The following is a 22628-nucleotide window of genomic DNA, read 5'->3' on the forward strand; positions in this document are numbered from 1 at the left end:
GGGGAGAGGATGAGAAAGACCCGCTTCGGCATCTTCATGCCGCCCTGGAACTCCCCGCCGACGCAGAACATCACCACCTCGCTCCAGCGCAACGTCGAGACCATCCAATGGATCGACGCGCTGGGCTATGAGGAGGCGTGGGTCGGCGAGCACCATTCCGCCGGCAGCGAGATCATCGCCGACCCCATGGTGTTCCTCGCCCATGTCGGCGCGCTGACGAAGAGCATCAAGCTCGGCACCGGCATCGTGCCGCTGCCCTATCACAACCCCTACCATGTCGCCGACCGGATGATACTGATGGACCACATGCTGCGCGGCCGCTTCATGGCCGGCTTCGGCCCCGGCGGGCTGCCGAGCGACGCGGCGATGTTCGGGCTCGATCCGCGCCAGCTGCGTCCCGCGCTCGACCACGATCTCGGCGTGCTGATGAAGCTGCTCACCTCGCTCGATCCGGTGAGCGTGAAGACCGACCGCTACGAGCTGGTCGACGCCTTCTGCCAGGTGGCGCCGTATTCCGACCCGATGTTTGACGTCTGCGTCGCCGCCACCCGCTCGGAGGCCGGGCCGCGCATCGCCGGCAAGCACGGGCTCGGCCTGCTCTCCACCGGCGTCGTGTCGCCGAAGGAAGGCATGCCGGCGCCGCCGCTGCATTGGGACGTCTATGCGCAGGAGGCGATCAAGCATGGCCATGTGCCCGATCCGTCGCGCTGGCGCCTTGTGGTGAACGTCCATGTCGCCGAGACCCGCGAGCAGGCGATCGCCGATATGCGGCACGGCTTCGACGCCTTCTGCGAGTACACCCAGAAGACCATCGCCATGCCCTCGATCACCGCGGTCGGCGAGACCTTCGAGGAGCGAATCGCCTGGATGAACGAGACCGGCATCGGCGTCATCGGCACGCCGGACGACGCGGTCGCCTTCCTCAAGCGGCTCGCGGCGCGGGCCGGAGATTTCGGCTGCTTCCTGATGCTGGCGCATGACTGGGCGAACCGCGAGGCGACTTTGCGCCATTACGAGCTGTTCGCCCGCCATGTCATCCCGCATTTCCAGCCGACGCGGCAAAGGCTGCTGATCGCCGAGGAGCGCTCGCGCGCCAGCCACGCCGCCGACCTGGTGAAGAACGCCGCCGCCATCAATGCCTGGCTGCCGCCAGGCGAACAATTGCCCTCGACGAACTGAGGAACGTGCCGATGACCGAAACGCCGATGCCCACCGCCTACAAGGACCCGAAGCTGCCGCCGCCGGTGGCCCTGCCGGAAGGGCCGGACTGGGTGGGCGTTTTGAAGGTGTTCGACGCCCACGTCGCCGAGACGCTGGTGTTGGCGGCACGCACGCTCTATCCGCACCAGGGCCTGCCGGAGCGGGTCTATCGCCGCACCATCGTCGCCTTTGACGGGCTGGCGTCGAAGCTGCCGGCGGTGGCGCAGGGCTTCGCCGAGTTCGTCGATCTCGTCGACGACGCCATGCCGGTGCCGTTCCGCGAGCTGTCGGAGAGCTACCGCGTCAACGGGCTGAAGGCGATCGAGGGCACCGCCGCCTTCCGGCTGGTGCAACGCACCACCGTGCGCTTCCTCTATGACGATATCGAGGTGTGGCAGGCCTTCGGCTATGAGGGCGCCTCGGTGCATCTCGGCGGCTATGTGAACCGCGGCTTCAACGATCTCGACTGGCTGCCCGAACCGCCTCCCGGCATCTGACGGCCCACCGCACACGGATACGCATGATGACACAGTATGAGCTCGATGATTCCGGCGTGGTGGTGATCGTCGGTTCCGGCGCCGGCGGCGGCACGCTCGCCCATGAGCTGGCCAAGCGCGGCGTCGAGGTGGTGCTGCTGGAGGCCGGCAAGCACCTGACCGCCGACGACTTCGTCAATGACGAGTGGGGCGGTTACGAGATGCTGTCCTGGCTGGACAAGCGAACCGCCTCCGGCACCTGGCGCGCCGCCAAGGACCACCCATTCTCGCCGAGCTGGAGCTGCCAGGTGGTCGGCGGCACCACCACCCACTGGTCGGCCTGCTGCTACCGCTTCATCGAGGACGAGCTCAGGGCGAAGACCGTCTATGGCGACATTGCCGGCGCCAGCCTGATCGACTGGCCGATCACGCTCGAGGAACTGAACCCCTATTACGACCTCGCCGAGGCCAAGATGGGGGTGACGCGCACCAACGGCCTGCCCGGTCTGCCGCCCAACAACAATTTCAAGGTGATGTATGCCGGCGCCAAGGCGCTGGGGCTCAACGTCTCCACCGGCCGGCACGCCATCAACTCCATCCCCTATGACGGCCGGCCGGCGACCACGCAGGACGGCTTCACCATCACCGGCGACAAGGTCGGCTCGCGCTGGTCGACGCTGAATGTCGAGATCCCGCGTGGCCTCGCCACCGGCAAGCTGGAGCTGCGGCCGCGCGCGCGGGTGACGTTCATCGAGCATGACGCGGCCGGCAAGGCCTCCGCCGTGGTCTATGTCGATGCGGACGGCGTCACCCATCGCCAGAAGGCGCGGGCGGTGGTGCTGGCCGGCAATTGCGTCGAGACCTCCCGGCTGCTGCTGCACTCCAAGAGCGCGCGCTTTCCGGACGGCATCGCCAATGGCTGGGGCCATGCCGGCCGCCACTATCTGCGCCACATCATCCAGACGGTGTGGTCGATCTTCGACAAGCCGGTCTACATGCACCGCGGCGAGATCATGGGCGGCATGATCGACGATTTCGTGCGCCATGACCCGGCGCGCGGCTATGCCGGCGGCTACTATATCGAGATGAACTCGATGGGGCTGCCGACCACCGCCGCCTTCCTCGATCCCGGCTGGTGGGGCCGCGACTTCGTCTCGGTGATCGAGCAGTACCGCAACATGGCCGGCATCTTCATGTCCGGCGAGGACATGCCGCAGCCGGGCAACCGGGTGACACTGGGCGAGGAACTCGACGCCTTCGGCGTGCCGGTGGCCAACATCCATTACGACGACCACCCGAACGACCTGAAGCTGCGCGTGCACGGCTACAAGACGCTCTCCGCCATCCATGCGGCGGCGGGGGCGAAGCGCTCGATCGAGGCGCCGTCCTATCCGGCGAGCCACAATCTCGGCTCCAACCGCATGGCGGCCAAGGCGGAGGACGGCGTGCTCGACGGCAATGGCCGCGCCTGGGAGGTGCCGAACCTGTTCATCGCCGACGGCTCGACCTTCTCCACCGGCGGCGCCTGCAACCCGACGCTCACCATCGTGGCGCTGGCGATCCGGCAGGCGGATTTCATGGCGAAGCAGATGGCGGCGGGCGAGCTGTAGGGGCCTGTGTGGATAGGAGAAGCGGGCGCCTTTTTGCGGATGAGGGGAAGCGCCTGCGTGCCTGGAAGGATGGGTCCCGGACAGCCGGGGTGGCGGGACAGGCGTCCCGCCGGCACGCCGTCATGGCCGGGCCGAGCTTGGACGTGACGGTGCTCTGATGGGTCGGGAAGGCTTCCATGCCGCATGAGGAAGACGGCTTCTTCACCGAGCCGACGCTGCCCTATTGGCAGAAGCTGACGGACCAGGTGCCGCAGCGCTTCTCGGCGGTGCCGCCTTATCGTTTCGGCTACCCCGTCCGATTGGCCGATGGCCGCGTGCTGGTCCTGCCGCTGCGGGCGCTGCCGGATGGCGCGCATGCGGTGGCCTCGCTGATCGCCAACCAGGCGTCGCATGCGGTGGTGGCGGCGCTGGCGGAGGCGATGGCGGAAGCCGCCGGCGATCTCGGCGCCGAGATGGTGGCCGGGCTGCCGACGCTGGGGCTTTCCTTCGCCGCGCTGGTGGCAGAGCGGCTCGGCCAGCCACGCTACGTACCGCTCGGCTATTCGCGCAAGTTCTGGTACCGCGACGACCTCTCCGAGCCGGTCTCCTCCATCACGACCCCCGAAGCGGGCAAGCGGCTGCGGCTCGATCCGAATCTGCTGCCGCTGGTCGAAGGGCGACGGGTGCTGCTGGTGGACGACGCCATCTCCTCCGGCGCGACGGCGGCGGCGGCGTGCCGGCTGCTGGCGCGGGCCGGGGCGCAGATCGCCGGCATGGCGGTGGCAATGAAGCAGACCAATCGCTGGGTGGCGGCGATGCAGGACGTGCTGCCGGCGGAGCGGGTGAGGGCGGCCTATGGCTGCCCGCTCTTCGCGCGCGGGGAGGGCGGCTGGCGGCCGGTAGAGGGAACAATGCCGGAGGTGCCATGAGGGCCTTGATGGATCGCGGCGCCGCGATAGTTAGGCAGTTGCAACCTTCGAGGTCATCATGCGGCGCGCATCACTCTCCGGGGCCTGTCTCGGCCTTGCCTTGATCGCTTCAACCGTTGGAGCCCAGGCAGGGCCGCTGCAGAAACTCCTCGATGACGGGTTCAAGGTGGTCGGCACCACCACCACCAACAGGGGCCGGACGCTGGTCCTGATCCTCCAGGGCACGCGGAACGACAGGCCCCTCGTCTCCATGTGCCTGTTGCATCAGGGCGCGCGGGAGCTCCGCAGCGAGAAGTGTGTGCCGGCGACCTGACCGGGCCACGTCACGCCGCCGCGCTTTTCCCCGCCTTCGCCGCCTCGATCGCCTCCCACACCCGGAACGGGGTGAGCGGCATGTCGAGCTCGGTGATGCCGAGCGGCGACAGGGCGTCGATCACCGCGTTGACGAAGGCCGGCGGCGCGCCGATAGCCCCCGCTTCGCCCGCGCCCTTGATGCCGAGCGGGTTGGTGGTGCAGGGCACGTTCTGCGTCGAGACCTCGAAGAAGGGCAGGTCTTCCGCGCGCGGAATGCCGTAATCCATGAACGAGCCGGAGAGGAGCTGGCCGCTATCCGCGTCATAGACCACGCGCTCCAGCATCGCCTGGCCGATGCCCTGGGCGATGCCGCCATGCACCTGGCCCGACAGCACCAGCGGATTCAGCACCCGGCCGAAATCGTCGACCACGGTGTAGCGCTCGACCCTGATCGAACCGGTTTCGGGATCGACCGCCACCTCGCAAATATGCGCGCCATTGGGGAAGGTGCCGATCAGCTGCTCGAAATCGCCGACGCCGGTGAGGCCACCGGTCTTCGCCGCGATTTCCAGCAGGCCGACATGGCGGTTGGTGCCGGGCACGTGGAAGGCGCCGTCGTCGAACTCCACCTCGCGCGGGTCGCTGTCGAGCAGCTTCGCCGCCTGCGCATGCGCCTTGCCGATGAGGTCGCCATTGGCGAGGCGCAGCGCGCCGCCGCCATGCACCATGGAACGCGAGGCCACCGTGCCGCCGGCCGAGGGCAGCGGCTGGTCGGTGTCGCCGGTCTTCACCGTGATGCGCGCGACGTCGAGGCCGAGCGTCTCGGCGGTCATCTGCACATAGGTGGTCTCGTGGCCCTGGCCGGTGGACTGGGTGCCGACATGCACGGTGACGCGGCCGTCGACGGAAATCTCCACCACCGCGCCTTCCTTGCCGGGAACGCCGGTGCGCTCGATGTAGTAGCCGAGGCCGATGCCGCGCAGCAGCCTGTCCGCCTGTGCGCGTCGGGCGGGGAAGCCGGCCCAGTCGGCCGCCTGCATGGCGGTATGCATCACGGCGGCGAAATCGCCGGAATCATAGGTGACGCCGGCACCCGTCTTGTGCGGCATTTCCTCGGGCGCGATCATGTTGAGTTCGCGCAGCGCGTCCGGGGCCATGCCCAGCTCCCGCGCCGCCTTGTCGACGATGCGCTCGATGAGATAGGCCGCCTCCGGCCGGCCGGCGCCGCGATAGGCGTCCATCGGCGCGGTGTTGGTGTAGGCGATGCGCACATCGGTCGCTACCACCGGGATACGGTAGACGCCCGGTGCCATGGGCGGGCCGGAGAGCGTCGGGCAATAGACGCCGAAGGCCGAGAGCGCGCCGCCGCAGGGCGCCATGGTCTCCACCATGAGCGCGGTGAAGCGGTTGTCGGCATCGAGGCCGAGCCGGGCGCGCGTGAGGTTGTCGCGGCCCTGCGTGTCGGACAGGAAAGCCTCGGTGCGGCTCGACTGCCAGCGCACCGGCCGGCCGAGCTTGCGCGCAGCGTGGAGCACCAGCCCCTGCTCGGGATAGGGGATCGCCTTCATGCCGAAGCCGCCGCCGACATCCGGCGTGATCACCCGCAGCTTCTCGGCCGGCTCGCCGAACAATTGCTCGAACAGCCAGCCGCGAATCATGTGGCTGCCCTGCGATCCGGTGACGAGGGTGAAGCTGTCCGCATCCGCGTCATAGAGGCCGATGGCGTTGCGCGGCTCCATCGAGGCGACGACGATGCGATTGTTCACCACCTCGATCTCGACGACCCGGTGCGAGGCGGCGAGCGCCGCTTCGGCCGCGGCGACGTCGCCATGGGCCCAATGCAAGGCCAGGTTGCCCGGTGCTTCCGGGTGGAGCAGCGGCGCGTCCTCGGCGAAGGCGGCGACGGGATCAACCACCGCCGGCAGGTCCTCGATGTCGAGCGCCACCGCCTCGGCGGCCTCCAGCGCCGCGAGTGCGGTCTCGGCGACCACGAAGGCGACCGGCTGGCCGAGATAGGTCACCTTCTCACGCGCCAGCGGATGATAGGGCGGGGTGGGCATGCGCTTGCCCTCGACGTGGTCCAGCACGATGACGGCCGGCAGCGTGCCGATGCCCTCGGCGGCGAGATCGGCGCCGGTATAGACCGCGAGCACGCCGGGCATCTCCCGCGCCGTCTCGGCATCGACGCCGTTGAGGACGCCATGCGCGACCGGCGAGCGCACCACGAAGCCATAGGCCTCGCCATCATAATGGATGTCGTCGGTGTAGCGGCCGGTGCCGGTGATGAAGCGCTGATCCTCGACGCGCCGGAACGGCTGGCCCACACCGAATTTCATCGCTCTCGCCCCCTTCGATCCCGTCGCCGCAGCTTAGAACCGCTCTGCGCTCTTGCCAATGATACTGTTTGTGTAAAGATCAGCACATATCGTGTGATAATCTCGATAATCGAATAGGATAGTGCATCAGACAAGATGCTTCCGTCAGGGGATCGGTCGGGCGTGAACATGCAGGAAACGAGCCATGAGGCGAAGGGTGGGCGCGGCGTCGGCGCCTCGCTGCGCCGCAAGGAGGATGCGCGCCTGCTCGCCGGCCGCGGGCGGTTCATCGGCGACATGCGCTTTCCTGGGCAGCTGGAGGCGGCCTTCCTGCGCTCGCCGCTCGCCCATGCGCGCATCCGGGCGATCCACATTCCCGCGCATCTGGAGGGCCGGGCCTTCACCCATGCCGACATGGCGGGCGTGAAGGACATTCTCGCCAAGACCGGTCTGCCGGGCTTCCGCGTCTCCGCCCAGCCCTCGCTCGCCAGCGGCAAGGTGCGCTTCGCCGGCGAGCCGGTGGTGATGGTGCTGGCCGACACCCGCGCCGAGGCCGAGGACCTCTGTGAGGAGATCCGCGTCGACTATGAGGAACTGCCGGCCAATCACGACATGCTGCGCGCGGTGGAGCCCGGCGCCGCGCTGGTGCATGACGACTGGCCGGACAACGTGTTCCTGGTCTCGCAGACCGACAGGTCGTTCGACGACGCGAAGCTGGCGCAGGCGCCGATCAAGGTGACGCGCGAGGTGCGCACCAGCCGGCAATGCATGTCGCCTTTGGAGGGCAAGGGCTGCGTCGCCGTCTTCGAGCGCTATCTCGAACAGCTCACCTTGTGGACGGCGACGCAGATGCCGCACATCGTGCGCTCCGGCCTCGCCGAATGCCTCGACCTCGACACCCGCAAGATCCGCGTGGTGGCGCCCGATGTCGGCGGCGGCTTCGGCTGGAAGGGGCTGCTGCAGCCGGAGGAAGTGTGCTGCGCCTGGGCGGCACTCAAGCTCGACCGGCCGGTGAAATGGCTGGAGGACCGCCGCGAGCACCTGATCGCCGCCGCCAATTGCCGCGAGCATCATTATGTGATGACCGCCTATGCCGAAGCGGACGGCACGCTGCTCGGGCTCGAGGCGGTGGCGCATGTCGATGCCGGCGCCTATTCGGTCTATCCGTTCTCCGCCTGCCTCGAAGGCGCGCAGGTGGTGTCGAACCTGCCCGGTCCCTATAATTTGCCGGCTTATCGCTGCCGCACCTATTCCGTGTGCTCCAACAAGCCGCCGATCGTGCCCTATCGCGGCGTCGCCCGCACCGGTGTCTGCACGGCGATGGAGCTGATGATCGACGCCGTCGCCCGCGAGGCCGGGCTCGACCCGTACGACGTGCGCCTGCGCAATCTCGTCCGGCCGGAGCAGATGCCGTTCACCTCGATCACCGGCAAGGATTTCGACATGGGCGACTATCCCGAGAGCCTGCGCCGGGCGCGGGAGATGATCGGCCATGACGCGGTGCGCACGCGCCAGCAGGCCGGGGAGGCGGATGGCCGCCGGATCGGCCTCGGCTACGCCACCTATTGCGAGCAGGGCGCGCACGGCACCTCAGTCTATCATGGCTGGGGCATCCCGATGGTGCCGGGCATTGAGAGCTGCGGCGCCCGCCTCACGCCGGACGGCACGCTGGAGGTACGCATCGGCGCCCAGAGCCATGGCCAATCGATGGAGACCACCATGGCGCAGATCGCCTGCGAGGTGCTGGGCATCGATCCCGGACTGGTAAACGTCGTGCATGGCGATACGGCGATGACGCCCTATTCCACCGGCACCTGGGGCTCGCGCTCGGCGGTGATGGCCGGCGGCGCGGTGGCGAGCGCGTGCGAACGGCTGGCCGAGCGGGTTAAGAAGATCGGCGCGCATCTGCTGCAGGCGCCGGAGGAGGCGGTGACCGTGCGCGACGCCGAGGTGGTGGGGCCGAACGGCTCCGTCACCTTCAGGGAGGTGGCGAAGACCTGGTATCTGGCGCCGCAGAACCTGCCGGCCGACATCCATCCGGACGGGCTCGACCTCGTCGCCGGCTACAAGCCGACGGTGGATACCGGCACCTTCTCCTATGCCAGCCATGCCGCTGTGGTGGCGGTGGAGCCGGAGACCGGCGAGGTGGAGATCCTCGACTATGTCATCGTCGAGGATGGCGGCGTGCTGATCAACCCGATGGTGGTCGACGGCCAGATCTATGGCGGCACCGCGCAGGGCATCGGCACCGCGCTCTATGAGGAGATGACCTATGACGAGCATGGCCAGCCGCTGGCCTCGACGCTCGCCGACTATCTGCTGCCCGGCGCCGGCGAGATGCCGATGGTGCGCATCGCCCATATGGAGACGCCCTCGCCCAATACCCGCTTCGGCCAGAAGGGCATCGGCGAGGGCGGCGCCATCGCCCCGCCGGCGGCGCTCGGCAACGCCATCAACGACGCGCTGAAGGGGATGGGCGTCGAGCTCTCCATGTCGCCGATGACGCCGCGCCGGGTGCGGATGGCGGTGGCCGCCGCCCGCGAGGGAGCCGTCTCGTGAAGGCGGCGCGTTTCGACTATCTGCGCCCCGCGACGGTGGCGGAGGCGGCGGCGGCGCTTGCCGGCGATCCCGCCGCCAAGCCGGTCGCCGGCGGCCAGAGCCTCGGGCCGATGCTGAACCTGCGCCTCGCGCGGCCCTCGACGCTGGTCGACGTGGCGAAGCTCCCGGAGTTGCGCCGCGTCGAGGAGCGGGCGGATGGCGTGTTCTATGGCGCCGCCATCACCCATGCCGAGTTCGAGGATGGCGTGGTGCCGGACCCGACGCCGGGCTTCCTCGCGTGGATTGCCCACGGCATCGCCTATCGCGCGGTGCGCAATCGCGGCACGGTGGGCGGCAGCCTCGTCCATGCCGACCCCGCCGCCGACTGGCCGACCACGCTCACCGCGCTCGGCGCGCGGGTGGTGCTGGCCGGCCCGTCCGGCGCCCGCGAACTGGCGCTGGAGGATTTCGTGCTCGGCGCCTTCTCCACCGCGCTGGAGGAGGGGGAGGTCGTCACCGGCGTGTTCATACCGCGCTGCTCGGCGGGCGCGCGCTTCGGTTATCGCAAATCCTGCCGCAAGGTCGGCGAGTTCGCGGAGGCGATGTGCGCGGTGCTGTCGGATGAGGTGCGCGGCGTGCATCGGCTGGTGGTCGGCGCCACCGAAGGCCGGCACATCGTCGTCGCCGAGGCCCGCGACGCGCTCGCCGATCCCTCCCTGCTCGACGACCGCCTCGCGCAGGCCGGCCTTGCCGCCGATCCCCCGACCTTTCGCCTGCACCGGAAGGTCATCCGCGAGGCCATTGCCCAACTCGCCGCCGTGCCGGAAACCGAAAGCCTGCCCGCATGATCCCGATTTCGCTCGAAGTGAACGGCCGCCGCATCGAGGCACGCGTCGAGCCGCGCCAGCACCTCGCCGATTTCCTGCGCGAGGAGATGCTGCTCACCGCCACCCATCTCGGCTGCGAGCACGGGGTCTGCGGCGCCTGCACGGTGCTGATCGACGGCGCGCCCGCGCGCTCCTGCATCACCTTTCCCGCCACGCTGGACGGCGCCCGCATCACCACAGTCGAGGGGTTGGCGGACGATCCGGTCGCCGCGGCGCTGCGCGAGGCGTTCATGGACGAGCACGGGCTGCAATGCGGCTTCTGCACGCCCGGCATGCTGGTGATGGCGCGCGACATCGTGCTGCGCCGGCCGCAGGCCGACGAGGACACCATCCGCCACGAACTCGCCGGCAATCTCTGCCGCTGCACCGGCTATGTCGGAATCGTGCGGGCGATCCGAAACGTGGCGGCGACGCGCGGCGAGGCGGTGGCGACGCGCGGCACGGTGCTGGAGCCGCCCGCCTATGCCTCGCCGCTCGCCTTGCCGCTGTCGCCGGCCCGCGTGGCGCGGGAGCAGGCGCCGGCGGCGGCCGTCGCTGCGCCCATTCCCGCCGAGGCTTCAGCGGAGCTGGAACCGCTGCGCAATCCGGTGGAGATCACGCAGGTCTTCGACGTGCCGGCGCCGCGCGCCGAGCTGTGGGCGCTTTTCCAGTCGCCGGAGCGGGTGATCGGCTGCCTGCCAGGCGCCCGGCTGACGGCGCCGAGCGACGGGCATACGCTCGCCGCCGAGATGGTGGTGAAGCTCGGGCCGATGCAGGCGGCGTTCGGCGGCGCGGGCACCATCGCGCCCGATCCTGCACGCTGGTCCGGCACCATGGACGGGCGCGGCGTCGATGCGCGCAGCGCGACGCAGGTGCGGGCGCGACTCGCCTATCGCCTCGATGAGTTGGGGGACGGGGCGGCGACGCGCGTCACCGTCGAGGTCGCCTATGTGCTGCAGGGGCCGCTGGCGCAGATGAGCCGCGGCGCCATCGCCCGCGACGTCGCCGCGCGGCTGACACAGGCTTTCGCCGCCAATCTCGCCGCAACGATCAAGGGCGAGGCGCCAGCGGCGCAGAACGCTTCGCTCGATGCCGGCGCGCTGGCGTGGAGCGTGGTGAAGAGCTGGCTGGCGCGGCTGTTCGGGCGCGGGTGAGAGGTAGCCATCCGGCTCCACCTGCGCGACGCAAGGAATCGCAAAAGCCTTCCCTCTCCCCGGTGGGGAGAGGTGCCCCGCGCAGCGGGTCGGTGAGGGGGAACGCGGCTATGGAAGCTTGGAGCGTCGGCTCCCTCACCCCATCCATCTCCCCCGCGGGGAGAGGGAACACTGCCACTTTATGTCGTCGGCCTCAGCCCCAAAACGCTACCGCAGCAGATCGACATCCAGCTGCACGCAGTCGCCGCGATAGATGATGTCGGCGACATAGATCACCGTGTCGCTGTCATCGGTGACCACCAGATGCGCCTCCACGGTGGGGAAGCCGATGCCGATGGCGAGCAGATTGGCGACGCGCGGCTCCACCGTGCCGACGATGAAGGACTGCCGCGCCCGCGTCACCTTGATGGCGTCCAGCGTCGAGACCACGCTGATAGTGGGCTCGCGGTCGAAGCGGGCGGGGGCGAGCCTGTAGATGTTCTCGTCGAAATGCACCCGCGCGAAGGAATAGGGCTGGCCGCGCCGCGACTGCACGCTTTCCAGATAGCGGTACTGCGTCGCCGGGTTGCCATCCTCCGGACGGATCTGCGGCGGGGCGGCCGGCGCGGCGCCGGACACAAAGCGCGGCACGTTGGCGCCGATGATGCTGGGGATCGAATCCCATTTCAGATCGAGCTTGAGCCAGCGCTTTTCCTCGACCGAGCCGGAGACGAACGTGCCCTTGCCCTGGATGCGGCGCACCAGACCCTCGCCCTGCAGCACCTCCACCGCCTGGCGGACGGTGACGCGGGCGACCTGGAATTCGGCCTCCAGTTCCTGCAGTGTCGAGATCTTCTCGTTCGGCCCCCAGACGCCGTCCTCGATGCGGCGGCGGATGACGCCGGCGATCTGCAGATAGCGCGGCACGGGGCTCCGGCGGTAATCGGGATTGGCCAGTGCGGCCGTGTTGTCCTTCAGCATCGGCCTGTGTCGTACCCATCGCGGCCGCTTCAACCTGCGGCAGAATCAACGAATGATCTTATCTTCAGTATCACATAAACTTATTCCAGCGCCTGTTACTCGGGATCGCACGCCGTCACCACCCCGGAAATCAGATTGGCTGCGTAAAGCGCCGCGAGGTCGATCTCCGCCGCCGCCCGCACCGGCGTCAGCGACGCGATCAGGCTCACCACCTCCCGCTCCAGCGCCCGGCGCGCCTCTTCCGCCTCGCCGACGCCCACCGCCTTGAAGCGCAGCTCGGCGCCGGGGAGCAGCCGGCCGGCGCGGGGCAGGTCGGCGGAGATCACCGTGGCGATCTTGGCATAGCCGCCGACCGTCTGGTGGTCGGCGAGCAGCACGATGGGAAGGCCCGAGCCCGGCACCTGGATCGCGCCGGTGGCGATGCCGTCGGAGGTGATGTCGGCGCCGGCGCGGAAGGCGAGCGGGGCGCCGTCGAGGCGGATGCCCATGCGGTCGGCCTCGCGCGAGACGCGGTAGGCGGTGCCGAGGAACGCCGCGAGGCCCTCCTCGGTGAAGGAGTCGTCCTGCGGGCCGAGCACCACGCGCAGCACGCCGTCGAAAGCGAGGGAGGGCGGGCGCGGCAGTTCGAGGCATGGTCCTGCCGGCGTGCCGGCAACGACCGCCACGCGGTCGCCGGCCTTCAGCGCCCGGCCATCGAGCCCGCCGAAGCCGCCCTTGAGATCGGTCGCCCGCGAACCCAGCACGGCGGGCACGTCGATGCCGCCCGCCACCGCCAGCACCGCCGCGCCGCTGCCGCGCAGCGCGCCGATGCGCACGCTGGCGCCTTCCGGCACGTCGATTGCCCGCCAGGCGGGGTAGCTGCGCGTCTCGCCCTCGCGCGTCACCTCGATGGCGGCCTCGGCACCGGCGATGGCGAGGCGCACCGGCCCGCCCTCGACCGTGAAGGAGGGGCCGATGAGCCGGCATTCCAGCGCCGCGGCGTTCGGTTCATTGCCCGCCAGCGCGTTGGCGAGCCGTAGCGCGACGCCGTCGAGCGCGCCGCAGACCGGCACGCCATAGGCCTGCGCGCCGGTGCGGCCGAGATCCTGCACCGTGGTCTGCGGGCCGGGCTGGGTGACGAGAAGGCGGGCGCTCATCGGCCGGCCTCCTGCTCGGGCCTGTAGTCGCCGCGCGCGACCGCCTCGGCTATGGCCGCATGCTCCCCGGCGGCGGCAGGCCGGAAACGCACCCCATCGCCCGGCGCGAACAGGGTCGGCGGCGCGGCGGCGTGGTCGAAGAATCGCAGCGGCGTATTGCCGATCAGCCGCCAGCCACCGGGCGATTCGACCGGATAGACGCCGGTCATGCGCTGGGCGATGGCGACCGAGCCCGGCGGCACCCGCACCCGCGGCGTGGCGAGGCGCGGCAGCTCCAGCTCCGGCGGCAGCACGCCAAGATAGGCGAAGCCCGGCAGGAAGCCCTGCACATAGACGCGGTAGAGCGTGCCGGCATGGCGGGCCACCACCTCCTCCGGTGCCAGCCCGGTCGCGCGGGCGACCTCTTCGAGGTCCGGCCCCGCCGTTCCGCCATAGAGGGTGGGAATCACCCACACCCGCTCGGGAGCGCTCACCACCGCCTCGCCGAGGTCGAGACCCTCCATGGCCTGTTGAAGCACCGCGGCGCTGGTGACGAGCGGGTCGTAATGCACCAGCAGCGAGCGGAAGCTCGGCACGGTCTCGGTGATGCCCGGCAGTGCCGCCTCGAGGATCCGTGCGGCGGCGCGGTGCACGCGGGCATTCAGCACCGGATCGATGCCGGTGCCGAACTCGATGGCGAAGGCGGTGTCGCCGACGCTGAGGAAGCGGGCGAGGCGGCCGAGGCGGTTGTCGTCCGGCACGGGAGAGGTCGCCACCATGGCACTCCGATATAAGCAGCGGTCAGGGACGATATTGCCTTGCGGCAATCATCCTAATGTTAGTATGTTTCAGCTTGAAAGGCATGATAATTTAATGCCTTAATGGAACGACTGTCGAGAGGGCAAGGGCTCTCCCTGGGGCTCATCGGTTAAGGAGGCGTCTTTGGCAACCCGCATCAACATCAATGCCGATATGGGCGAAGGCTACGGCCATTATGACATCGGCAACGATGCCGCGATCCTGAAGATCGTGCAGAGCGTCAATGTCGCCTGCGGCCTGCATGCCGGCGACGCCACGGTGATGCGCGACGTCTGCCTGAAGGCCAAGGAGAACGGCGTCTCCGTCGGCGCGCATCCCGGCTTCAACGATATTTGGGGCTTCGGCCGCCGGCAGATCCGCATGAACGCCAACGACCTCGAATATCTCGTCGCCTACCAGCTCGGCGCGCTGGCCGGCATGGCCGCCTATGCCGGGGTGAAGGTGACGCATGTGAAGCCGCATGGCGCGCTCAACAACATGGCCGCCATCGACAAGGACTACGCGCTGGCGATCGGCCGGGCGATCAAGACCGTCGATCCGAGCCTGTACTATCTCGCTCTGTCCAATTCGGAGATGGAGAAGGCGGCGCTGGCGCTCGACGTGCCGCTGGCGCGCGAGGCGTTCATCGACCGCCTTTATGACGACGAGGGCAATCTGTTCACCCGCACCGACCCGCGCGCGGTGATCAAGGACCCGCAGGTGGCGGCCGAGCGCACCGTGCGCATGGTGCTGGATGGCGAAATCATTTCGGTGAACGGCAAGAAAATGCCGACGAAATTCGATTCGCTGTGCGTACATGGAGACGAGCCGACCGCGATCGCGGTGGCCGGCGCGGTGCGCGATGCGCTGAAGGCGGCGGGGATCGAGCTGCTCACCCTGCCGGAAGTGATGGAAGGCTGACGAGCATGCACGACGCGGCGGCGCGGTGGGACGAACTTGCCCGGCAGGTGCTGGAGGAAGGCGGCCTCGACCGCGACGCCGCGCTGGCGCTGGCGGCCGAAGGCGATGTCGCCGGCCTGATGCGCGCGGCGGCGGCGGTGCGAGACGCCGGCTTCGGCGGCGTGGTCACGGTCTCGCGCAAGGTGTTCATCCCGCTCACCCAGCTCTGTCGCGACGTCTGCCACTACTGCACCTTCGCGCATCCGCCGCGGCAGGGACAGCGCGCCTTCCTCACCCCCGACGAGGTGCTGGAGATCGCCCGTGCCGGCGCCCGCGTCGGCTGCGACGAGGCCTTGTTCACCCTCGGTGACAAGCCGGAGCGGCGCTACAAGGTCGCCCGCGAGGAGCTGGCGGCGCTCGGCTATGCCAGCACGGTTGAGTATCTCGCGGCGATGGCGGAGCTGGTGCTGCGCGAGACCGGCCTGCTGCCGCATCTCAATGCCGGCGTGCTGAGCGTCGAGGAACTGCGCAGGCTGCGGAAGGTCTCCGCCTCGCAGGGCATGATGATCGAGACCACCGCCGAGCGGCTGTCGGCGCGGGGCGGCCCGCATTTCGGCTCGCCGGACAAGCTGCCGGAAGCGCGGCTGGCGACGCTGGAGGCAGCGGGCGAGGCTGGCGTGCCCTTCACCACCGGGCTGCTGATCGGCATCGGCGAGACGCGGGCGGAGCGGGTGGAGGCCCTTCTCACCATTCGCGATTCCCACGCCCGCCACGGCCATGTGCAGGAAGTCATCATCCAGAACTTCCGCGCCAAGCCCGGCACCCGCATGGCCAATGCGCCGGAGCCGAGCCTCGACGAGCATCTGTGGACGATTGCCGTCGCGCGGCTGATCCTCGGACCGGCGATCTCCCTCCAGGCGCCGCCCAATCTGCGCGCCGACGAGCTTGGCCCGCTGATCGCCGCCGGCCTCAACGACTGGGGCGGCGTCTCGCCGGTGACGCCGGACCATGTGAACCCGGAGGCACCGTGGCCGGCGCTGGCCGCGCTCGCCGCCGCCACGGCGAAGGCTGGCAAGGTTCTGGCGCCCCGGCTCGCGGTCTATCCGGCCTATCTGTTCGACGCGCCGCGCTGGCTCGACAAGGCGGTGACGCCCCACGTGCTGCGCCGCGCCGATGCCGGCGGCCTCGCCCATGAGAGCGGCTGGCGGGTGGGCGAGGGCGAGAGCTTCGAGAACACGGTCGTCGAGTGGCCGGCGAGCCCGGTGATCGCTCGCCCCGCCATTGCGGGGGAGGGGCGCGAGCTCGACGCGCTGTTCGACAAGGCGTTCGACGGCCGCGGGCTGGACGAGGCCGAAATCGTGCGGCTGTTCGAAGCGCGCGGGCACGAGGCACGCCGCGTGGCCGAGGCGGCGGATGCGCTGCGGCGCCGGGCGGTGGGGGACACCGTCTCCTATGTCGTCACCCGCAACATCAACTACACCAATGTCTGCGCCTATCGCTGCGGCTTCTGCGCCTTCTCAAAGGGCAAGCACAACGAGCATCTGCGCGGAAAGCCCTATGAGCTCGACCTTGGCGAGATCCAGCGCCGCACCATCGAGGCATGGGAGCGCGGCGCCACCGAAGTGTGCATGCAGGGCGGCATCCACCCGGATTTCTCCGGCGAGACCTATCTCTCCATCGTCCGCGCGGTGAAGCGGGCGGTGCCGGACATGCATGTCCACGCCTTCTCGTCGCTGGAGGTGCGGCACGGCGCGGCGACGCTCGGCCTGTCGCTGACGGAGTTCCTCATCGCGCTGAAGGAGGCCGGCCTCGGCACGCTGCCCGGCACGGCGGCGGAAATCCTCGACGACGAAATTCGGGCGATCATCTGCCCGGACAAGCTGAACACCGCCGAATGGCTGGAGACCTTGGGCGCCGCCCATCGCGTCGGGCTGAAGACCACCTCCACCATCATGTTCGGTCATGTCGACCATTACCGCCACTGGGCGCGGCACCTGATCCGGCTGCGCCAGCTTCAGGAAGAGACCGGCGGCATCACCGAATTCGTGCCGCTGCCCTTCCTCCACATGGAGGCGCCGCTCTATCTCAAGGGCGGCACGCGGCAGGGGCCGAGCCGGCGCGAGGCCCTGCTGATGCACGCGGTGGGGCGGCTCGCCTTGCACCCGGTGATCCCGAACGTGCAGGCGAGCTGGGTGAAGCTCGGCGAGGGCGGCATCGTCGCGGCGCTGAAGGCGGGTGCGAACGATATCGGCGGCACGCTGATGGACGAATCGATCAGCCGCGCCGCCGGCGGCGCCCATGGCCAGGAATTCCCGCCGGACCGGATGGAAGGCGCGATCCGCGCCGCCGGCCGCCTCGCCCGCCAGCGCACCACCACCTATCAGGACGCTCCCTCGCGGCAGAAGCAGCGCTCCTATGCCGCCAACGCGCTCACCCCGCGCATTGAGGCGCCGGCCGGCAAGTTCGCCAGGATCGGCAGCCTGTCCGCGCGGCGGGGCTGAGGCACCCGCCGCACGCCATCGTGCGGACCGATCAGTCGATCGGCATCATCGGCCCCCACGGGCCGTCGCCCCAGGGGCTGTAATCAAAGGCGGCCTGCTGGTTCATCATGGCAGTCATCTGCTGCTCGTTGACCATGCGCTGCTGGAACGCCATCTGCTGGTAGTTCTGGAAGTTTTCTTGCGTGCCGACATAGAGGCAGCCGCACACGGTCGGGTCGGCATAGAGGAACACCGGCTGGCCGTTCTGGCTCTGGACGGTGAATTTGTGCGGCGGCAGCTTCTGCAGCGAGGCCACCTTCTCCGGCGTGTTGGCGAGGCGCATCTGGAAGCCGGCGGCGGAGAGCATGTTCTCCTTGTCCTGCGTCGCGGTCACACAGGCTGCGGCAGTCACACTGACGAGCATCAGCGCGGCGATCGAAGGCAGTTTCACGGCTATTCTCCTGACGAACTTCGCGAAATCCCGGCGCCGCAAGGTAACAGCCGGGATTCGTGAGTCGAGTCGTCGACGGCTGCGATCGCGGGAAATGCTTTCCGACCTCTTTCCGCGCCCGTGCCTCACTTCCTCAGCAGCGGCAGCACCTCGTGGGCGAGCAGGTCGATCTGCTCCTTCTCGTAGCGCCAGGGCACGAAGACGATCTTCTTCACGCCGGTCGCCATATGGGCGGCGATCTGCTCGGCGCATTCGGCCGGGGTGCCGACGATGGCGCTGTCGAAGGTGGAGAGCGAGCCCTTCGACAGGTCCCATTCGGCATGCAGCCACTCGTTCATCTTGGGAAGGCCCTCCTCGCGCGGGCCGACATAGATCGGCAACTGGTTGAGGCTGTAGAGCGATGCCGGGTCGCGGCCCTCTTCCTCGGCGAAGGCGGAGATCTTGGCCCAGGCCTCGTTGTAGCCTTCCGGCGTGTAGAAATAGGTCAGCCAGCCGTCGCCGCGCTTGGCGACGCGCTTGAGCACCGCATCGACATAGCCGCCGATCAGGATCGGCGGATGCGGCCGCTGCACCGGCTTGGGGAACATCACCGCTTTGCGCAGGCTCAGCTCGTCCCAGTCGCCGGTGACGCTGTCCTCGGTCCACAGGCGTTTGATGATGTCGAGGTTGCGGTCCATGATCTTGCCGCGGCGGTCGTGGGCGATGCCGATGGCGTCGAATTCGCGCTTGTACCAGCCCACCGCCGCCCCCAGCATCAGCCGGCCGCCGGAGATCTGGTCCATCGAGGCGAGCTGCTTGGCGAGGATGACCGGGTTGCGCAGCGGCAGCACCAGCACGCCGGTGCCGATCTTGATGGTCTTGGTGCGCGCCGCCACGGCGGTGAGCAGCGTCAGCGAATCGATGATCGGGAAATGCGGGTCGGTGCCGAGCAGGATGTGGTCCCACACCCAGAGCGAGGAGAAGCCGAGCTCTTCCATCCGCACCCCGTATTCCACCAGCGCAGGCGCGTCCGGCAGCTCGGGGAAGCGGGTGAAGTTGCGCATCGCGATGCCGAAGGCGACGGGAGCGGACATGGGAGAGGAACCTTTGCTTTTCAGGCTTCCCACAAGGGAGCGCGATATCCTTTACCTCTCCCCGCCGGGGAGAGGTCGCCGCGTAGCGGCGGGTGAGGGGCTCTAGCGATTGCGGAGCAAGGGAAGGCCCCTCACCCCATCCCTCTCCCCCACGGGGAGAGGGCGAAAAAAGCGCGCGTCACCACCCATCACGCCGTATAGAGCCGCGCGGGGTCGAGCTCGCGCAGGATGGACAGTTCGAGATCGCCCGGCGCCTCGGTCACCGGCACGTCGGCCGGCACCGGCAGCTCGAAGCCGGTGTTGTCGCGGATCGCCTGCGGGGTGACGCCGGGATGCAGCGCCACCACCGTCATCGCCTTCGTCGCCTCATCGAAGCCCATGATGCCGAGATCGGTGACGACGCGGAACATGCCGCCCGCCGGCAGACCGGCATCCGCCCGGCTAGTGCCGCCCGAGAGGAAGCCCGGCGAGGTGATGAAGTCGACCTTCTCCACGAAGCGGCGCTTTTCGTGCTTCATGGCGACGATCATGTCGGCCAGGGAGGCGATGTCGTTGCCGCCGCCGGTGCCGGGCAGGCGGATCTTCGGGTTGTCGGCGTCGCCGATGAACGACGAGTTGAGGTTGCCGTAGCGGTCGATCTGCGCGCCGCCCATGAAGCCGACATCGACATAGCCGCGCTGCAGCATCAAGAGGACTTCGGTGATCGACACCAGCATGTTGGCGCGGCGCGTGCAACGCTGCTCGTTGGTGGAGGGGGGCAGCTTGCCGGCCTCGACGAAGGGGCCGATCACCCCGCCCTCGAACAGGATGGTGAGGCCGGGCGCATGGGTCTTCTGCGCGAGGATGGCGGCGAGCAGCGGGATGCCGACGCCGGCGAACACGGTCTGGCCGTCCTTCAAGAGGCGGGCGCTCATCACAGCCAGCAATTCGGAGGCGGTGTAGGCGGGCAAGACCTTGAGAGTGCTTTCTGCGAGCGTCGCGCGCGCGGGTTCAGTCGTCATAGATGCCACTCCCGCGACGCCGGGCGTCGAGCAATTCGGCCATGCCGATGCGGCTGAGATAATCGGCCCAGTCCTTCGGCCCGTAATGGAAGCGTTCGAGATAGTCCGTCGCGCCCTTGTCCGGGTCCCTGGAGGTCATCTCGGCATAGAGGTCCATATGCGAATAGAACGGCTCGTAGAGGCCGTAGCATTCGTGCGGCGCGCAGCCGAACGGCACCTCCACCACCGCATCGACGGTGAAGAAGCCGATCTTGGTCTGGTCCGGCTGGCGGCGGATCTGCTCGTTGGAGACGATGCGCTCGGTGGTCAGGATCACCCTGTTCGCCGCCATGGCGATGTCGATGTCCATGAAGGTGAGGCCGTCGAGCTGGGCGTTGCCATAGGCGTCGCAGCGCTGCACATGGATCAGCGCCACGTCCGGGTTCAGCGCCGGCACCAGCAGCAGCGTCTCGCCGGTGAACGGGCACTCCATGGTCTTGGCGCCCGGCGCGCGGTCGAGCACGCTCGAGCCCATCATCGAGCGCATCGGCATGAAGGGCACGCCCATGGCGCCGGCGCGGTAGCGCAGGCCCATCGCCATGTGGCTCCATTCCTCGAAGGTGGCGCGCTTCGATTCCGTATAGGCGCGCATCACCTTCGACACGCCCCACACGATGCCTTGGCTGAACCAGCTGGTGATCAGATGCGTGGAGAGACCGGAGGCGTAGAGCAGGTCGCCCTCGGTCGACATGATCGAGCGCGAGACGGTAAGCCCCTGCTTGCGCGCGCGGATCAGCGCCCACAGCATCGCCATCGGGGTACGCGAGGCGGTGCAGCCGCCCAGCGCCACCGAGGCGCCGTCCGGCACCAGCTTCGCCGCCTCCTCCAGCGACATCACCTTGTCGCGCAGGCTGCGGTCACGCTCGCGGGTCTTCTGCCGCAGGTCGAGATAGGACTGGGTCACGCCGTCACTCCCTCACGCGGCATTTCTCAAGCGGCCTGGGCGATGCCGACATCGCGGTTCAGGCGGGCGATCAGTTCGTCGAAGCCGGCGAGATGCGCGGTGAGCCCCTTCCAGAAGCTCTGGTGGCGCCGGCGGTCGAAATCCTCCACCGAGACGCCCTGCTGCTCGACCCAGGTGTAGTAGCCGAGGTTGAACACACGCTGGCGCTCGCGGTGGTCGAGTTCGAGCACATGGTCGGCGTCGCCGCCGAGCAAATGCTGGCCGAACGCCTCCGCCGCGTCGATCCGGTCGAAGCGGCCGCCCTTGCGCGCGAGGTGGCCGGCGAGCTCGCTGGGATAGAGCTCCGAGCCGTCGGTGGCGATGGTGAGGATGACGTCGGTCTCGGAGAGGTCGAGCCGGCGGGCGGTCTTGATCGCGGCGAGCACGTTGCCGATGCCCGACAGGCCCAGCGAGGCGAGCCCGGCGATGTCGGCGTCGGCGAGGCCGCGCCGCTCGGCGAGATAGGCGCGGCCCTCGGGCGAGCCGAACAGCAGCGCGAGGTCGTCGGTGGCGGCATCGGAGACGCCGGCGACGATGTCGGTGTTGGTGACGTTGTGGATCAGCGGCACGTGCTTGTCGCCGATGCCCTGGATGTTGTGCTCGCCGAAGCCGTTATAGAGCAGCGTCGGGCACTCCACCGGCTCCATGGCGACGATGCGGGCGCCGAACTCTTCCTTCAGCCTGTCGCCGGTCCCCAGCGTGCCGGCCGAGCCGGTGCCGGCGACGAAGGCGGCGAGGTTGAGCTTGCCGGATGTGTTCAGCCCCTCGAACAGCCGTGCGGCCGCCGCGCCGGTGACGGCGTAGTGGCCGAGATAGTTCGGGAATTCGGAGAACTGGTTGAGGATGAAATTGCCCTCGTCCTTCGCCATCACCGCGCAGGCGTCGTAGATCTCCTTGACGTTCGATTCGGTGCCGGGCGTGCGCACGATGTCCATGGGGTCGGTGACCCACTGCTCCAGCCAGTTGAAGCGCTCGGCGCTCATGCCGCCCGGCAGCACCGCCACGCCGCGGCAGCCGAGGATGCGCGAGATCGCCACCCCGCCGCGGCAGTAATTGCCGGTGGAGGGCCACACGGCGCGGTGATGCGTCGGGTCGAAGGCGCCCGAGGCGAGGCGAGGCGCGAGGCAGGCATAGGCCGCCAGCACCTTGTGGGCATGGATCATCGGGAAATGCCGGCCGAGCATCACCACGATGCGGGCGTCGACGCCGGTCACCGCGCTGGGCAGCTCGATGAAGTCCGGCACGCTCAACCCGCCGAGCTCGCGCGCCTTGTTGTACCAGTGCACGCCGAACAGGTTGCGCGCGTCCGGCGCATTGGTGTCGGCCGCCTGCGCCGCCGCGCGGGTGGCGGCTGGAATGGTTTCGGGATCGGCGAGCTCGGAGAAGCGCGGCAGCACGATGCCGCGCGCGCGCAGATGCGCGACGGTGCGGGCATAGATGCCGGAATCGACGACGGCGGACGGAAGCTCGAAGGGATTCATTCTCACGACCTGGTTGGGGCCGGCGC

At 69.0% G+C, this 22628-nt stretch carries 19 protein-coding genes; 10 read left to right on the plus strand and 9 right to left on the minus strand.

Translation table 11 applies throughout. The features are described 5' to 3' along the window. Positions 1-9: 9 nt before the first annotated feature. The 5 genes from J2X65_RS05860 (at position 10) to J2X65_RS05880 (ending at position 4507) form a co-directional block, all read left to right on the plus strand. Positions 10-1179, plus strand: a complete 1170-nt coding sequence (locus J2X65_RS05860) for an LLM class flavin-dependent oxidoreductase (RefSeq protein ID WP_310199220.1) — start codon at positions 10-12, stop codon at positions 1177-1179. An 11-nt stretch (positions 1180-1190) separates the two neighbouring features. Further along, positions 1191-1697 (plus strand): hypothetical protein, encoded by a 507-nt coding sequence (locus tag J2X65_RS05865; RefSeq protein WP_310199222.1) that lies wholly within the window; start codon positions 1191-1193, stop codon positions 1695-1697. Positions 1698-1723: 26 nt separating this feature from the next. Further along, complete coding sequence (locus tag J2X65_RS05870; protein ID WP_310199408.1) at positions 1724-3286, plus strand: GMC family oxidoreductase; 1563 nt, start codon at positions 1724-1726, stop codon at positions 3284-3286. A 176-nt stretch (positions 3287-3462) separates the two neighbouring features. Next, positions 3463-4194, plus strand: coding sequence for a phosphoribosyltransferase (locus tag J2X65_RS05875; protein ID WP_310199224.1), 732 nt, complete (start codon positions 3463-3465; stop codon positions 4192-4194). 58 nt (positions 4195-4252) lie between these two features. Continuing rightward, positions 4253-4507 (plus strand): hypothetical protein, encoded by a 255-nt coding sequence (locus J2X65_RS05880; protein ID WP_310199226.1) that lies wholly within the window; start codon positions 4253-4255, stop codon positions 4505-4507. A gap of 10 nt (positions 4508-4517) precedes the next feature. On the opposite strand, the gene J2X65_RS05885 is transcribed toward J2X65_RS05880, so the two are convergent. Further along, a complete protein-coding gene (locus J2X65_RS05885; protein WP_310199228.1) occupies positions 4518-6824 on the minus strand; it encodes a xanthine dehydrogenase family protein molybdopterin-binding subunit in 2307 nt (768 codons plus the stop codon). A gap of 168 nt (positions 6825-6992) precedes the next feature. Between J2X65_RS05885 and J2X65_RS05890 the strand changes: the two genes are divergently transcribed. The 3 genes from J2X65_RS05890 to J2X65_RS05900 are packed head-to-tail and all read left to right on the plus strand — an operon-like array spanning position 6993 to position 11361. After that, complete coding sequence (locus J2X65_RS05890; RefSeq protein WP_310199409.1) at positions 6993-9362, plus strand: xanthine dehydrogenase family protein molybdopterin-binding subunit; 2370 nt, start codon at positions 6993-6995, stop codon at positions 9360-9362. Next, on the plus strand, positions 9359-10189 hold the full coding sequence (locus tag J2X65_RS05895) for an FAD binding domain-containing protein (protein ID WP_310199230.1): 831 nt from the start codon (positions 9359-9361) through the stop codon (positions 10187-10189). Before J2X65_RS05890 ends, J2X65_RS05895 begins: the two co-directional genes overlap by 4 nt. Continuing rightward, positions 10186-11361, plus strand: a complete 1176-nt coding sequence (locus tag J2X65_RS05900; RefSeq protein WP_310199232.1) for a 2Fe-2S iron-sulfur cluster-binding protein — start codon at positions 10186-10188, stop codon at positions 11359-11361. Before J2X65_RS05895 ends, J2X65_RS05900 begins: the two co-directional genes overlap by 4 nt. 207 nt (positions 11362-11568) lie before the next feature. Here the strand turns inward: J2X65_RS05900 and J2X65_RS05905 are convergent, their stop codons facing one another. The 3 genes from J2X65_RS05905 to pxpB all read right to left on the minus strand — a co-directional run bounded on the left by J2X65_RS05905 (position 11569) and on the right by pxpB (position 14212). Further along, positions 11569-12321 carry a GntR family transcriptional regulator gene (locus J2X65_RS05905; RefSeq protein ID WP_310199234.1) on the minus strand — a complete coding sequence of 251 codons (753 nt, stop codon included), beginning with the start codon at positions 12319-12321 and terminating at the stop codon, positions 11569-11571. Positions 12322-12416: 95 nt separating this feature from the next. After that, the gene (locus tag J2X65_RS05910) at positions 12417-13457 is read right to left on the minus strand and encodes a biotin-dependent carboxyltransferase family protein (protein ID WP_310199235.1); all 1041 of its coding nucleotides are present in this window, start codon (positions 13455-13457) and stop codon (positions 12417-12419) included. Next, complete coding sequence (gene pxpB, locus J2X65_RS05915; RefSeq protein ID WP_310199236.1) at positions 13454-14212, minus strand: 5-oxoprolinase subunit PxpB; 759 nt, start codon at positions 14210-14212, stop codon at positions 13454-13456. The genes J2X65_RS05910 and pxpB overlap by 4 nt, the downstream gene beginning before the upstream one ends. Before the next feature lie 166 nt (positions 14213-14378). On the opposite strand from pxpB, the gene J2X65_RS05920 reads away from it, so the two are divergent. After that, complete coding sequence (locus J2X65_RS05920) at positions 14379-15155, plus strand: 5-oxoprolinase subunit PxpA (RefSeq protein ID WP_310199238.1); 777 nt, start codon at positions 14379-14381, stop codon at positions 15153-15155. A gap of 5 nt (positions 15156-15160) precedes the next feature. Further along, positions 15161-17635: a 5-amino-6-(D-ribitylamino)uracil--L-tyrosine 4-hydroxyphenyl transferase CofH gene (cofH, locus tag J2X65_RS05925; protein ID WP_310199240.1), complete on the plus strand. Its 2475-nt coding sequence runs from the start codon at positions 15161-15163 to the stop codon at positions 17633-17635. 31 nt (positions 17636-17666) lie between these two features. Here the strand turns inward: cofH and J2X65_RS05930 are convergent, their stop codons facing one another. The 5 genes from J2X65_RS05930 to J2X65_RS05950 all read right to left on the minus strand — a co-directional run bounded on the left by J2X65_RS05930 (position 17667) and on the right by J2X65_RS05950 (position 22602). Then, a complete protein-coding gene (locus J2X65_RS05930) occupies positions 17667-18065 on the minus strand; it encodes a hypothetical protein (protein WP_310199242.1) in 399 nt (132 codons plus the stop codon). Between the two features lie 125 nt (positions 18066-18190). Beyond that, positions 18191-19138, minus strand: coding sequence for a TIGR03619 family F420-dependent LLM class oxidoreductase (locus J2X65_RS05935; protein WP_310199243.1), 948 nt, complete (start codon positions 19136-19138; stop codon positions 18191-18193). Positions 19139-19326: 188 nt separating this feature from the next. Further along, positions 19327-20139 carry a CoA-transferase gene (locus J2X65_RS05940; RefSeq protein ID WP_310199244.1) on the minus strand — a complete coding sequence of 271 codons (813 nt, stop codon included), beginning with the start codon at positions 20137-20139 and terminating at the stop codon, positions 19327-19329. Beyond that, the gene (locus tag J2X65_RS05945; protein WP_310199411.1) at positions 20129-21013 is read right to left on the minus strand and encodes a CoA-transferase; all 885 of its coding nucleotides are present in this window, start codon (positions 21011-21013) and stop codon (positions 20129-20131) included. Before J2X65_RS05945 ends, J2X65_RS05940 begins: the two co-directional genes overlap by 11 nt. Positions 21014-21108: 95 nt before the next feature. Beyond that, on the minus strand, positions 21109-22602 hold the full coding sequence (locus tag J2X65_RS05950) for a pyridoxal-phosphate dependent enzyme (RefSeq protein WP_310199246.1): 1494 nt from the start codon (positions 22600-22602) through the stop codon (positions 21109-21111). Positions 22603-22628 lie beyond the last annotated feature (26 nt).

This window comes from Ancylobacter sp. 3268 (genome assembly GCF_031456575.1).
Taxonomy (GTDB): domain Bacteria; phylum Pseudomonadota; class Alphaproteobacteria; order Rhizobiales; family Xanthobacteraceae; genus Ancylobacter.

Excerpts from the sequence above, each read along its gene's own strand:
- J2X65_RS05860 (WP_310199220.1), top strand. The coding sequence starts at position 10 with ATGAGAAAGACCCGCTTCGGCATCTTCATGCCGCCCTGGAACTCCCCG.
- J2X65_RS05865 (WP_310199222.1), top strand. The coding sequence starts at position 1,191 with ATGACCGAAACGCCGATGCCCACCGCCTACAAGGACCCGAAGCTGCCG.
- J2X65_RS05870 (WP_310199408.1), top strand. The coding sequence starts at position 1,724 with ATGACACAGTATGAGCTCGATGATTCCGGCGTGGTGGTGATCGTCGGT.
- J2X65_RS05875 (WP_310199224.1), top strand. The coding sequence starts at position 3,463 with ATGCCGCATGAGGAAGACGGCTTCTTCACCGAGCCGACGCTGCCCTAT.
- J2X65_RS05880 (WP_310199226.1), top strand. The coding sequence starts at position 4,253 with ATGCGGCGCGCATCACTCTCCGGGGCCTGTCTCGGCCTTGCCTTGATC.
- J2X65_RS05885 (WP_310199228.1), bottom strand. The coding sequence starts at position 6,824 with ATGAAATTCGGTGTGGGCCAGCCGTTCCGGCGCGTCGAGGATCAGCGC.
- J2X65_RS05890 (WP_310199409.1), top strand. The coding sequence starts at position 6,993 with ATGCAGGAAACGAGCCATGAGGCGAAGGGTGGGCGCGGCGTCGGCGCC.
- J2X65_RS05900 (WP_310199232.1), top strand. The coding sequence starts at position 10,186 with ATGATCCCGATTTCGCTCGAAGTGAACGGCCGCCGCATCGAGGCACGC.
- J2X65_RS05905 (WP_310199234.1), bottom strand. The coding sequence starts at position 12,321 with ATGCTGAAGGACAACACGGCCGCACTGGCCAATCCCGATTACCGCCGG.
- J2X65_RS05910 (WP_310199235.1), bottom strand. The coding sequence starts at position 13,457 with ATGAGCGCCCGCCTTCTCGTCACCCAGCCCGGCCCGCAGACCACGGTG.
- cofH (WP_310199240.1), top strand. The coding sequence starts at position 15,161 with ATGCACGACGCGGCGGCGCGGTGGGACGAACTTGCCCGGCAGGTGCTG.
- J2X65_RS05935 (WP_310199243.1), bottom strand. The coding sequence starts at position 19,138 with ATGTCCGCTCCCGTCGCCTTCGGCATCGCGATGCGCAACTTCACCCGC.
- J2X65_RS05940 (WP_310199244.1), bottom strand. The coding sequence starts at position 20,139 with ATGACGACTGAACCCGCGCGCGCGACGCTCGCAGAAAGCACTCTCAAG.
- J2X65_RS05945 (WP_310199411.1), bottom strand. The coding sequence starts at position 21,013 with ATGTCGCTGGAGGAGGCGGCGAAGCTGGTGCCGGACGGCGCCTCGGTG.
- J2X65_RS05950 (WP_310199246.1), bottom strand. The coding sequence starts at position 22,602 with ATGAATCCCTTCGAGCTTCCGTCCGCCGTCGTCGATTCCGGCATCTAT.